This window comes from Streptomyces sp. NPDC001941, from assembly GCF_040296945.1.
Classification (GTDB): Bacteria; Actinomycetota; Actinomycetes; order Streptomycetales; family Streptomycetaceae; genus Streptomyces.
Map to the genome: position 1 here is coordinate 277,278 of NZ_JBEOYE010000003.1, position 12,723 is coordinate 290,000.

Annotated in this window: 10 protein-coding genes; 1 reads left to right on the forward strand and 9 read right to left on the reverse strand. The window is 71.8% G+C overall.

The genetic code is table 11. From position 1 onward, the window contains the following. Positions 1-3: 3 nt before the first annotated feature. From ABT160_RS04855 to ABT160_RS04865, 3 genes are all read right to left on the reverse strand, one after another. A complete protein-coding gene (locus tag ABT160_RS04855; protein WP_351643569.1) occupies positions 4-975 on the reverse strand; it encodes an AAA family ATPase in 972 nt (323 codons plus the stop codon). Continuing rightward, positions 972-3,128, reverse strand: a complete 2,157-nt coding sequence (locus ABT160_RS04860; RefSeq protein WP_351643571.1) for a VMAP-C domain-containing protein — start codon at positions 3,126-3,128, stop codon at positions 972-974. Before ABT160_RS04860 ends, ABT160_RS04855 begins: the two co-directional genes overlap by 4 nt. Before the next feature lie 116 nt (positions 3,129-3,244). Then, positions 3,245-4,924 carry a BCCT family transporter gene (locus ABT160_RS04865; RefSeq protein ID WP_351643574.1) on the reverse strand — a complete coding sequence of 560 codons (1,680 nt, stop codon included), beginning with the start codon at positions 4,922-4,924 and terminating at the stop codon, positions 3,245-3,247. 112 nt (positions 4,925-5,036) lie between these two features. Between ABT160_RS04865 and ABT160_RS04870 the strand changes: the two genes are divergently transcribed. Next, positions 5,037-6,167 carry a glycerate kinase gene (locus tag ABT160_RS04870; protein WP_351643576.1) on the forward strand — a complete coding sequence of 377 codons (1,131 nt, stop codon included), beginning with the start codon at positions 5,037-5,039 and terminating at the stop codon, positions 6,165-6,167. A gap of 119 nt (positions 6,168-6,286) precedes the next feature. On the opposite strand, the gene pssA is transcribed toward ABT160_RS04870, so the two are convergent. The 6 genes from pssA to ABT160_RS04900 form a co-directional block, all read right to left on the reverse strand. Then, entirely contained in the window at positions 6,287-7,162 is an 876-nt protein-coding gene (pssA, locus tag ABT160_RS04875; RefSeq protein ID WP_351643577.1) for a CDP-diacylglycerol--serine O-phosphatidyltransferase, read from the reverse strand. Continuing rightward, positions 7,149-7,805, reverse strand: a complete 657-nt coding sequence (locus tag ABT160_RS04880; RefSeq protein WP_351643580.1) for a phosphatidylserine decarboxylase — start codon at positions 7,803-7,805, stop codon at positions 7,149-7,151. The genes pssA and ABT160_RS04880 overlap by 14 nt, the downstream gene beginning before the upstream one ends. Positions 7,806-7,974: 169 nt before the next feature. After that, positions 7,975-9,180, reverse strand: coding sequence for an acyl-CoA dehydrogenase family protein (locus ABT160_RS04885; RefSeq protein ID WP_351643582.1), 1,206 nt, complete (start codon positions 9,178-9,180; stop codon positions 7,975-7,977). Positions 9,181-9,182: 2 nt separating this feature from the next. Further along, positions 9,183-9,692, reverse strand: a complete 510-nt coding sequence (locus ABT160_RS04890; protein WP_351643585.1) for a MaoC family dehydratase — start codon at positions 9,690-9,692, stop codon at positions 9,183-9,185. A 4-nt stretch (positions 9,693-9,696) separates the two neighbouring features. Continuing rightward, positions 9,697-10,662, reverse strand: a complete 966-nt coding sequence (locus tag ABT160_RS04895) for an HpcH/HpaI aldolase/citrate lyase family protein (RefSeq protein ID WP_351643587.1) — start codon at positions 10,660-10,662, stop codon at positions 9,697-9,699. Next, a complete protein-coding gene (locus ABT160_RS04900; RefSeq protein ID WP_351643589.1) occupies positions 10,659-12,719 on the reverse strand; it encodes an ethylmalonyl-CoA mutase in 2,061 nt (686 codons plus the stop codon). The genes ABT160_RS04895 and ABT160_RS04900 overlap by 4 nt, the downstream gene beginning before the upstream one ends. Between the last annotated feature and the right edge of the window lie 4 nt (positions 12,720-12,723).

Sequence of the window (12,723 nt, forward strand, 5' to 3'; positions counted from 1 at the left end):
CCGCTACACCGTCCCGCCGAGCCGGTGCAGCACCGCGTCGAGCAGCGCGTCCGGACCGAGCTCCACCCCGCGCCCCCGCAGGAACACCGCGTTCAGCAGCTGGTCCGTGGCCAGCTCCCCGCGCGCCCGGCGGGCCAGGAACGTGGCGAGGAGCGCCTCCATGCCCTCCGGCTCCCCCTCCCCTCCCAGGTGCGCCCGGACGATGGCGAGCAGCCGGTCCTCGTCCGGCTCCGGCAGGTTCAGCCGCACGCAGCGGCGCAGGAAGGCGGGCGGGAACTCGCGCTCGCCGTTGCTGGTGATCACCACCACCGGGAACTCGCCGCACCGCACCCGCCCCCGCACGACCGTCGTCCAGGCGTCCGGGTCGTCCGTCATCACGTCCACCCGCGCGAGCTCCTGCGGCAGCCTGGCCAGTTCCGGGATCTCGAACTCGCCCTCCTCGAAGACGTTCAGCAGGTCGTTGGGGAGGTCCACGTCCCCCTTGTCCAGCTCGTCCACCAGCAGCACCCGGGGCCGCGCGCCGCCCGGCACCAGTGCCGTCCCCAGCGGCCCGAGGCGCACGTACGCGCCGATGCCCGAGTCCCCGGGCACCTCCTTGGCCCGCTCCCGGCGCAGGTTGGCCTCCCGCAGCCGCCCGATCGCGTCGTAGCGGTACAGCGCCTCCGCCAGCGTCGCCCGGCTGTTCACCGGCCAGGACAGCACCCGCCCCAGTCCCAGTTCGTGCGCCACCGCGCGCGCCAGCGACGACTTCCCCGTCCCCGGCTGCCCCGTCACCAGCAGCGGACGCCGCAGGTGCAGCGCGGCGTTGACCACGTCCGCCTCCGCCCGCCCGATCAGGTACGGCAGCGGGCGCTCCGCCCGCGCCGCGTCGAAGCGCCGCCACGGCGGGGCCGGCGGGAACGCGGCCGCCCCGGCCACCCCGTCCCCCCGGAACAACCGCCAGTCGGCCGCCCCGGCCCCGTCCCCAGCTGTCATGACGTGTACGTCCCTTCCGAGGGGTCCCGCAGATCGAGCACGTCCCGCGGCAGCGGTACGTCCGTGTCCTCCCACACCAGCGAGGGCCGGGCCGCCGAGTACTCCGGCTCTCCGTACAGCTCGGCCCTGAAATCCCGTATGCGGTCCATGAGTTGGTGCAGTGTTCCGCACGGGGACAGCTTGTCCAGGCGCTCCGCGTGGGCGTGCGTGCGCGCCTCCCGGTCCCACAGCACCACCGGAACGCCCAGCGCCAGGCACACCTGCAGCAACTGGTGGCGCAGCTCCGGCGGGCCGTGCAGCACCGCCTGCCGGGCGTCCCGGTACTCGCTCTGCAGCAGGGCCGCCACCTTCTCCGGGCTCGCCCCCTCGGCCACCACCAGCGGCCCGTGCGCCCCGCCGTCCCAGCGCCGCCGCATGTCGTCCTCCCGCCCCGGCACCCGCTCGCTCATCTCCGGGCAGCGCAGCGCGATCCGGAACCGCACCCCCAGCGGCGCCGGCCGCAGGAAGTCCAGCAGGCCGCTGCCCGCCGCCCAGTCGTCGAACGGCAGCCGCAGCCCCTCCCGGTCCACCACCACGTCCACCCGGTCCACCCCGCCGCCCGGCCCCCGCGCCCGGCCCGCGCACTCCTGCACCAGTGCCGCGACCTGCTCGGCCCCCAGCGCGCCGTCGGCCCGCGCCAGCGGCTCGGGCGTCCCGTCCGCCCCCACCTGCCAGACCGCGCAGCGGTACGCCGACGAGGGCGCCGGACCCACCGCCGCGATCCGCACCACCAGCCGCTCCACGGGCGGCGGCCGGTGCAGCGCCCACTGCGCCGCGTCCCGCTCCCGCTGCGCCAGCGCCTCCCGGTGCACCCCGAGCCGGGCCGCCAGCCGCCGCAGCCACGCCCGCAGCGCCGCCCGCTGCGGCTCCGCCGCCCCCGCCGCCGCGTACGCCACCAGCGTCAGCAGCGCGGGCATCGGCGCCGCCCCCTCCGCCGAGGCCCCCGGATCCGTGAAGGGCTCCAACTCGACCACGACAGAATCCACTTGACGACACGCCAGCCGGGCACCCCGCAGCGCGTCCGGCAGCGGCGTGTAGGGCAGCGACGCGCGCGCCGCCCGCGGCACCAGCGACGCGTCCGCCTCCGCCACCGCCGCCAGCAGCCCCGTCAGCTCCCCGAACTCCCCCCGCGACAGCAGCCGCGCCCCCACCGCCCGCCCCGCCGCCAGCAACCCGTCCAGCTCGGCGCGGTCGCCCTTCAGCTCCGGCGCCAGCAGCGCCGAAAGCGCCGCCAGCGCCCGCTCCCGGCCCACCAGCACCCGGGTCAGCTCCTCCACCGAGGGCGCCGAGCCGTCCCGCGGCGCCGCGATCCCCAACTCCCGTGCCAGCTCCGCCGCGTGCTCCGCCCGTCGCTGCCGGTCCCCGCACACCACCCGCACCCAGTCCGCCAGCTCCCGCACCTCCGGCGCGTCCGCGCCGACCGGTTCGCGCACCGAGCAGGCCGCCACCACCTCCGCGGCGCCCACCGCCGCCAGCTCCTCCCGGATCACCTGCCACGGGATCCCCCAGGACCGCCGCACGGTGTCCTGCCCGCCGAGACCCGCCCCCGCCCGCGGCATCACGTGCGCCACCACCAGGCCGACGGCCCCCCAGTCGTCCCGCGCCCACAGCGGGCCGCCGCTGTACCCCGGGCCGATCGCCGCGCCCTTCAGCCCCGCGTCCAGGTACCCCACCGCACCCGTGAGACCCGCCACCTCGGTGTCGGCGAACGTGACGTCGAGACCGCCCCCGTGCCAGGCCCGCAGCCCCTGGCCCTCCGCCATGTCCCGCCACACCACCGGCGCCGTCCCCGCCGCCACCGGGCGTTCCAGCTCCAGCACCGCCAGGTCGCCGCCCCACACCGGGTCGCCCGCCCGCGGGCGCGGCGCCACCCACGCCACCAGCCGCGCCGGCACCCGCTCGCGGCCGCACTCCCCGGACACCAGCAGGGAGACCTCGGCGCCGTCCGGCCGCTCCTGCGCCAACTGGTCACGCCGCAACACGTCGTTCACCACGTGCGCGCAGGTCAGCACCGTACGGGAGGAGAGCAGCGCGCCCCCGCCCGCGGCCTTCCTGTCGCCCTCGTACAACACCGCGACCCGCGCCGCGGGAAGCGCCGGCCCCCGAAACCACATGCGCCCATTGTGCCGACGGAACACCCCGCGAGGAGGGCTTTCGCACCGTCGGACGGCCGCGGGCCCGGCCTCCCGAGGGGAGACCGGGCCCGCACGCCGCTTCGTCCGTCACACCGTCAGCCGTCGTCCTCCGTACGGGACTTCGCCGCACGGCGCAGCCGGTGGTGACGCACCTGGCCCTGCTCGGTGATCGCGTCCCCGACCATGGCCTTCACCGCGTCCCGCAGCCCGTGCAGCGCCGGGTGCCGCGCCGGACCCGCTCCGGGGTCCTCCCGCAGCTCCTTCAGCAGCGCCCAGCACAGCACCAGCATCACGATCACGAACGGCAGCGCCACCAGGATCGTCGCCGTCTGCAGCGACTTCAGGCCGCCCGCCACCAGCAGCACCGCGGCGACCGCCGCCATCAGCACGCCCCACGTCACCACCAGCCAGGTCGGCGGGTGCAGCGCGCCCCGGCTGGTCAGCGACCCCATCACCAGCGACGCCGAGTCCGCGCTCGTCACGAAGTACGTCATCACCAGGAGCATCGCCAGGTACGAGGTGACCGTGCCCAGCGGCAGCGCGTCCAGCATCGCGAACAGCGACGCCTCCGCACCGTCCTTCACCGCCCCGGCCAGGTCGGCCTCGCCCGTGGAGTCCAGCCGGATCGCCGTGCCGCCCATCACGCAGAACCAGATCACCGTCGCGCCCGACGGCACCAGCAGCACCCCGACCAGGAACTCGCGGATCGTGCGGCCCCGCGAGATCCGCGCGATGAAGGTGCCCACGAACGGCGCCCACGACAGCCACCAGGCCCAGTAGAAGATCGTCCAGGTGCCCAACCAGTCACGGTCCGTGAAGGCGCCCGTCCGCGACGCCATCGGCAGCAGCTGGTGCAGGTACCCGCCCACCGACGCCGGGATCACGTCCAGGACGTAGACCGTCGGGCCGAGCAGGAACACGAACAGCATCAGCGCCGCCGCCAGCACGATGTTGATCGTCGACAGCCACTTCACGCCCTTGTGCAGGCCCGAGAAGGCCGAAAGCACGAACGCCGCCGACAGCGCCCCGATGATCACCAGCTCGGTGCCCGTGGAGTCGGCGATGCCCGTCGTGATGTTCAGGCCCTCCGCCACCTGCAGCGCGCCCAGGCCCAGGCTCGTCGCCGTGCCGAACACCGTCGCGAAGACCGCCAGCAGGTCGATCGCCCGGCCCTGCCAGCCGTCCGCCCTGCGCGCCCCGATCAGCGGCACGAAGGCCGCGCTCAGCCGGTTGCCGCGGCCCTTGCGGAAGCCCGCGTACGCCAGCGCCAGGCCCGCGATCCCGTAGATCGCCCACGGCGTCAGCGTCCAGTGGAAGAACGAGTACTCCATCGCGGCCCGCGCCGCCGCACCCGTGCCCGCCTGCGCGCCGGACGCCGGGGGAGGCGTCAGGTAGTGCGTCAGCGGCTCCCCGACCCCGTAGAACATCAGGCCGATGCCCATGCCGGCGCTGAACATCATCGCGATCCACGCCAGGTTCGTGAACTCCGGCTCCGAGTCGTCCGGGCCCAGCCGGATCCGCCCGTACCGGCTGACCGCGATCACCACGCACATCACCAGGAAGGTGTCGGCCGCGATCACGAACAGCCAGGCGAAGTTGTGCAGCACCCAGTTCAGCGCCGTCGACGAGGTGCTGTCGAAGGAGCTCTTGCCCAGGGCCGCCCAGCCGACCACGGCCACGACCGCGGCGACGCCGGTGCCGACGACGACCAGGTCGGGGGAGTGGTCGCCGGGCGGGGCGCCCGGCGGGGACTCATCGATCGGTTCCGTGCTCATGACGCCCCACTATGGTGCGGAATATGCCTACATCAGGGGGTGGCACGCCGTCTGAACCTACGGATAGGGTCGGCCTCGGCGCGACTGCCTGTTCGAAAGCAAGGGATGCAAGGTGACGGACGGAGCAGGAGAGGCCGCGCGCGTGCTCGTGGCGGCCGACAAGTTCAAGGGCTCGCTCACGGCCGTACAGGTCGCACAGCGGGTGACGGCCGGGCTGCGACGAGTCGTCCCGGACCTGGTGGTGGAGACCCTGCCCGTGGCCGACGGCGGCGACGGAACGGTCGCGGCCGCGGTGGCCGCCGGATTCGAACGCCATGAGGTACGGGTCACCGGCCCCCTCGGCGAACCGGTGACCGCCGCCTACGCACTGCGCGACGGCACCGCCGTCGTCGAGATGGCCGAGGCCTCCGGCCTCCAGCTGCTGCCCGAGGGAGTCTTCGCGGCGCTCACCGCCACCACGTACGGCTCCGGCGAGCTGCTGCGCGCCGCCCTCGACGCGGGGGCGCGCACCATCGTCTTCGGCGTCGGCGGCAGCGCCACCACCGACGGCGGCGCCGGCATGCTGGCCGCCCTCGGCGCGCGGATCCTGGACGCCGACGGCAACCCGGTGGGACCCGGCGGCGCCGCCCTCGCCGAGGTCGCCACCGCCGACCTCAGCGGCCTCGACCCGAGGTTCCGCGAGGTCGACCTGGTGCTCGCCAGCGACGTCGACAACCCGCTCACCGGCCCCAAGGGCGCCCCGGCCGTCTACGGCCCGCAGAAGGGCGCCGACGAGGACGACGTGGCCACCCTGGACGCGGCGCTGGCGCACTTCGCGTCGGTACTGGGCCCCGAGCTCGCCGAGTCGCCCGGCGCGGGCGCGGCGGGCGGCATCGGGTACGGCGCCCTGGTGGGCCTCGGCGCCCGCTTCCGCCCCGGCATCGAGGTCATGCTCGACGTGCTGGGCTTCGCCCCGGCCCTGGAGCGGGCCACGCTGGTGATCACCGGCGAGGGCTCGCTGGACCAGCAGACCCTGCACGGCAAGGCCCCGGCGGGCGTCGCCGCGGCGGCCCGCGCGGCGGGCAAGGAGGTCGTCGCGGTCTGCGGCCGTCTCGCCCTGCCCCCGGAGGCCCTGGGAGCGGCGGGCATCCGTCGCGCGTACCCCCTGGGCGAGCTGGAGCCGGACCCGGCCAGGTCGATGGCGAACGCGGGCCCGCTGCTCGAGGACGTGGCGGCGAACATCGCCCGTGACTTCCTGAGCTGAGCGGGGCGCGCCCCACCGGTAGGACGACGTACGTACGAGGACGACGTACGAGGACAACGCACAGGGCCCGGAACCACCAGGTGGTTCCGGGCCCTGTCGTACGTCCTGTGACCGGGTCGCTACGGCAGCTGCGCCGCGCGGGCCTCCCGGTTCTCGCGCCGGTTGTCGCGGAAGGTGTTCACGCGCCGGGCCGTCGCGAAGAGGGGGATCACGGCGCCCAGCACCACCTGGAGCGCGCAGCCCGTCTGCAGGAGCAGCTCGCCGCCGGGGGCGTCGAACGCCCACGCGGCCAGCAGGCCCATCGCGCCCACGATCCAGCTGAGCATGGCCACCGCGAGGATGCCCCGCGGCTTCGGGTACTCGACCCGGCTCACCATCAGCCAGGCCGTGCCCACGATCGCCAGCAGCGTCGCCGGGAACGGCAGCTCGAGCAGCACGATCGAGACGATCGTCAGCGCTCCGAAGGGGCTCGGCATGCCCTGGAACATGCCGTCCTTCATGGTCACGCACGAGAATCTCGCCAGCCGCAGCACCACCGCGAGCAGCACGACGATCGCGGCCACCGCGGAGACCCGCTGGTGGGCGTCGTCCGCGACCATTCCGTACACCAGCACGAAGTAGGCCGGGGCGAGCCCGAAGCTGATCAGGTCGGACAGGTTGTCCAGCTCGGCGCCCATCGGGGAGCTGCGCAGCTTGCGGGCCACGAGTCCGTCGAAGAGGTCGAAGATCGCCGCGCAGAGCATCAGGATCACGGCGGTCGCGGCGCTGTGCCGCGCCATGCCGGTCTCCTGGCTGCCCTGGAGGTGCGGGATGAGGATCCCGGTGGTGGTGAAGTACACCGCCATGAACCCGCACGTGGCGTTACCGAGCGTGAGGGTGTCCGCTATTGACAGCCGCAGTGAGAGGGGCATCTCCTCGGCCTCTTCGGCCGCCTCGGCCTTGGCCTTGGCGTCCTCGGCCCAGCCCGCCTGTGTCTCCGGATCAATCACGGTCAATTCGAGTCACCCCCGCGGTAGTGACCTGACCCACCTCGACGTCGACCTCCACGCCCTCGGGCAGGTAGATGTCCACGCGCGAGCCGAAGCGGATCAGGCCGATGCGCTCGCCCTGTTCCACCTTGGTGCCCTGCGGGAGGTACGGCACGATGCGGCGGGCCACGGCGCCGGCGATCTGGACCATCTCGATGTCGCCGAGCTCGGTGTCGAAGTGCCAGACGACGCGCTCGTTGTTCTCGCTCTCCTTGTTGAACGCGGGAACGAAGCCGCCGGGCACGTGCTCGACGGACGTCACCGTGCCCGCCAGGGGCGCGCGGTTGACGTGGACGTTCAGCGGGCTCATGAAGATGGCGACGCGGGTCCGTCCGTCCTTCCACGGCATGATGCTCTGCACCACACCATCGGCGGGCGAGATGACACGGCCCTGCGCGATCTCGCGCTCGGGGTCGCGGAAGAACCACAGCATGCCCGCCGCGAGCGCGGTGGTGGGCACGGCGATGGCGGCGGCACGCCTCGACCGGCGCGCACGCGCCAGGCTCAGCGCCGCGGTCGCGACGGTCGGCAGGAGCCACGGCGATGCTCCGCGCGCGAGGCGTACGCCGGAGAGGCTGTCGCGGTGTGCAGAGGTTTGGCTGTGGGGCATGGATGACCTTCGTAGCGGATGATGCCGCGCTGGCAATGGGGACGGCGGCTTTACCGGCGATGCTATCGGTTGCGCGCAACAACTGGGCAAGCCAGAAGCCGAGTCGGCGGCCGGAAGACGATGACAGGGTGTGATCTTCTTCGCGGCCGAACCGCCTCAAAAGCGACAATCAACCCTGGAACCGGTACTCCTCGAGCAGTCGACGACCAATGATCATTTTCTGGATCTCGGCGGTACCTTCACCGATGAGCAGCATGGGCGCCTCGCGGTACAGGCGCTCGATCTCGTACTCCTTGGAGAATCCGTAGCCACCGTGGATACGGAATGCGTCTTCCACGACTTCCTTGCAGTATTCGGAGGCGAGGTACTTCGCCATCCCTGCTTCGAGGTCGTTTCGTTCCCCGGAGTCCTTTTTGCGTGCCGCATTGACCATCATCGCATGAGCGGCCTCCACCTTGGTAGCCATTTCGGCCAGCTTGAACTGGATCGCCTGGTGCTGGGCGATCGGCTTCCCGAAGGTGTGGCGCTGCTGCGCGTAGGAGACGCCCAGCTCGAAGGCACGCTGAGCGACGCCGCAGCCACGTGCCGCGACGTTGACGCGGCCGACCTCCACGCCGTCCATCATTTGGTAAAACCCTCGGCCGGTGGTCCCGCCGAGTACGCGATTGGCCGGAATGCGCAGTCCGTCCATGATGAGCTCGGTCGTGTCGACGCCCTTGTAGCCCATCTTGTCGATCTTGCCGGGGATGGTGAGGCCGGGGCGCACCTCGCCGAAGCCGGGCTCCTTCTCCACCAGGAAGGTCGTCATCGACTTGTGCGGCGCGGTGCCCTCGGGGTGTCCTTCGTCACTGCGCACCAGGACGGCCACCAGCGTGGAGGTGCCGCCGTTGGTCAGCCACATCTTCTGGCCGTTCAGGACGTACTCGTCGCCGTCCCGCACCGCCTTCGACGTGATCGCCGACACGTCCGAGCCCAGCGCGGGCTCCGACATCGAGAACGCGCCGCGCACCTCGCCGGCCGCCATCCGCGGCAGGAAGTGGTCCTTCTGCTCCTGCGTGCCGTGCTGCTTGAGCATGTACGCCACGATGAAGTGCGTGTTGATGATCCCCGACACGGACATCCAGCCGCGCGCTATCTCCTCCACGCACAGCGCGTACGTGAGCAGGGACTCGCCCAGGCCCCCGTACTCCTCCGGGATCATCAGCCCGAAGACGCCGAGCTCCTTGAGGCCGTCGACGATCTCCTGCGGGTACTCGTCGCGGTGCTCGAGGTCGGTGGCGACCGGGATGATCTCCTTGTCGACGAAGTCCCGGACGGTGGCCAGGATCTCCTGCTGGACGTCGGTCAGACCGTGGGTCTGGGCGAGACGGGCCATGGCTACTTGTTCTCCTGCGGCTCCGGGCGGCCGGGCTGTTCGCCGCCGCGCTCCTTGATGTACGTCTCGGTGGGGACCATCACCTTGCGGCGGAACACGCAGACCACCGTGCCGTCCTGCTTGTAGCCCCTGGTCTCCACGTACACGATCCCGCGGTCCGACTTGGACTTCGACGGCGTCTTGTCCAGGACCGTGGTCTCGCCGTAGATGGTGTCGCCGTGGAAGGTCGGCGCGATGTGCCGCAGCGACTCGACCTCCAGGTTGGCGATCGCCTTGCCGGACACGTCCGGCACGCTCATGCCGAGCAGCAGCGAGTAGACGTAGTTGCCCACCACCACGTTCTTGCCGAAGTCGGTCGTCTTGCCCGCGTAGTTGGCGTCCAGGTGCAGCGGGTGGTGGTTCATCGTCAGCAGGCAGAACAGGTGGTCGTCGTACTCGGTGACCGTCTTCCCCGGCCAGTGCTTGTAGACGGCGCCGATCTCGAACTCTTCGTAGGTACGGCCGAACTGCATCGCGTCACGCCTCCGGGATCTCGAACTTCGACGTACGGGTCATCCCGGCGGCGCGGCCCTTGCCGGAGATCACGAGCGCCATCTTGCGGCTGGCCTCGTCGATCATCTCGTCGCCGAGCATCGCCGAGCCCTTCTTCCCGCCCGCCTCGGACGTGTAGTAGTCGTACGCGTCCAGGATCAGCTCGGCGTGGTCGAAGTCCTCCTGGGACGGCGAGAAGATCTCGTTCGACGCCTCCACCTGGCCGGGGTGCAGCACCCACTTGCCGTCGAAGCCGAGCGCCGCGGCGCGCCCGGCGACCTCGCGGTAGCCCTCCACGTTGCGGATCTGCAGGTAGGGGCCGTCGATCGCCTGGAGGTCGTTGGCGCGGGCGGCCATCAGGATCTTCATCAGGATGTAGTGGTAGGCGTCCGCGCCGTAGCCGGGCGGCTGCTCGCCGACGACCAGCGACTTCATGTTGATCGACGCCATGAAGTCGGCCGGGCCGAAGATGATCGTCTCGATCCGGGGGGACGCCTCGGCGATCGCGTTGACGTTGTTCAGGCCGCGCGCGTTCTCGATCTGCGCCTCGATGCCGATCTTCCCGACCTCGAAGCCCATCGTCTTCTCGATCTGGGTGAGCAGCAGGTCCAGGGCCACCACCTGCTCGGCGGTCTGCACCTTCGGCAGCATGATGCAGTCGAGGTTCTGCCCGGCGCCCTCGACGACGGTGACGACGTCGCGGTAGGTCCACTCGGTCGTCCAGTCGTTGACCCGTACGACCCGCGTCTTGCCCGTCCAGTCGCCCTCGTTGAGGAACTTCACGATGGTGTGCCGGGCCTCGGGCTTGGCCAGCGGGGCGCAGGCGTCCTCCAGGTCGAGGAAGACCTGGTCGGCGGGCAGGCCCTGGGCCTTCTCCAGGAACCGCGGGTTGCTGCCGGGCACGGCCAGGCAGGAGCGGCGCGGACGGAGCCGGTTGACGGGGCTGGTCATGCGGGGACCTCCGAGCTTTCGAGGGGGTTGAGCTTGTTCGCTGTGCGGATCTCGTCGACGATACGGCCGATGATCTCCGTGATGCCGAAGTCCTTCGGGGTGAAGACGGCTGCCACGCCCGCCCGCCTCAGGTCGTCGGCGTCGCTGTTGGGGATGATCCCGCCGACGATCAGCGGGATGTCGGCGCCCCCGGCCTCGCGCAGCCGCTCCAGGACGTCCGGGACCAGTTCGGCGTGCGAGCCGGACAGGATGGACAGTCCCACGCAGTGCACGTCCTCGGCCAGGGCGGCGCTCACGATCTGCTCGGGAGTCAGTCGGATGCCCTGGTAGACGACCTCGAAGCCGGCGTCGCGGGCGCGCACGGCGATCTGCTCGGCGCCGTTGGAGTGCCCGTCCAGGCCGGGCTTGCCGACCAGCAGGCGCAGCCGTCCCGCGCCGAGCTCGTCGGCGGTGCGGGAGACCTTCTCGCGGACGACGGCGAGCGGGGTGCCCGCCTCGGCGGTGACCGCGACGGGCGCGGAGGAGACACCGGTGGGGGCGCGGTACTCGCCGAAGACCTCGCGCAGCGCGCCCGCCCACTCGCCGGTGGTGACCCCGGCGCGGGCGCACTCCAGGGTGGCCTCCATCAGGTTCTCCGTGCCCGCGGCGGCCTCCTTGAGCCGGTCGATGGCCTGGTGGACGGTGGGGAAGTGGAACGGGTCGCCCATGCCCTGGCGGTCGCTGGACTCCTGGCGGGTGGTGCGCCAGTCGGCGAGGGCCCGCACGACCTTCGCCTCGACGGCGTGGTCCACCGTCATGATCGCGGTGTCCAGGTCCGCGGTGAGCGGGTTGGGCTCGGTGGTCTCGAAGATGTTGACGCCGACGATCTTCTCCTGGCCGCCCTCGATGCGCGCGCGCCGCTCGGCGTGCGAGGAGACGAGCTGCGACTTGAGGTAGCCGGACTCGACGGCGGCCATCGCGCCGCCCATCTCCTGGATCCGCGCGATCTCGGCGAGGCACTCGGTGACGAGGGCGTCGACCTTGGCCTCGATGACGTGCGACCCGGCGAAGATGTCCTCGTACTCGAGCAGGTCGCTCTCGTGGGCCAGGACCTGCTGGATGCGCAGGGACCACTGCTGGTCCCAGGGGCGCGGCAGGCCGAGGGCCTCGTTCCAGGCGGGCAGCTGGACGGCGCGGGCGCGGGCGTCCTTGGAGAGGGTGACGGCCAGCATCTCCAGGACGATGCGCTGGACGTTGTTCTCCGGCTGGGCCTCGGTCAGGCCGAGGGAGTTGACCTGGACGCCGTAGCGGAAGCGGCGCTGCTTCGCGTTCTCGATGCCGTAGCGCTCGCGCGTGATCTGGTCCCAGATCCGCCCGAACGCCCGCATCTTGCACATCTCCTCGATGAAGCGGACGCCCGCGTTCACGAAGAAGGAGATGCGGGCCACGACGTCCCCGAACTTCTCGGCGGGGACCTGCCCTGAGTCGCGGACGGCATCGAGAACGGCGATGGCGGTGGACATCGCGTACGCGATCTCCTGGACCGGTGTGGCCCCCGCCTCCTGGAGGTGGTACGAGCAGATGTTGATCGGGTTCCACTTGGGGACGTGGGACACCGTGTAGGCGATCATGTCGGTCGTCAGGCGGAGGGAGGGCCCCGGGGGGAAGACGTGCGTCCCCCGGGACAGGTACTCCTTGACGATGTCGTTCTGGGTCGTGCCCTGGAGCGTGGCGATGTCCGCGCCCTGCTCCTCCGCGACGACCTGGTAGAGCGCCAGCAGCCACATCGCGGTGGCGTTGATGGTCATCGAGGTGTTCATCTGCTCCAGGGGGATGTCCTGGAACAGCCGCCGCATGTCACCGAGGTGGGACACCGGGACGCCGACCCGGCCGACCTCGCCGCGGGCGAGGACGTGGTCGGGGTCGTAACCGGTCTGCGTCGGCAGGTCGAACGCGACGGACAGGCCGGTCTGGCCCTTGGCGAGGTTGCGGCGGTACAGCTCGTTGGACGCCTCGGCGGTGGAGTGACCGGCGTACGTCCGCATCAGCCACGGCCGGTCCTTCTGACGCTCAGTCATGATC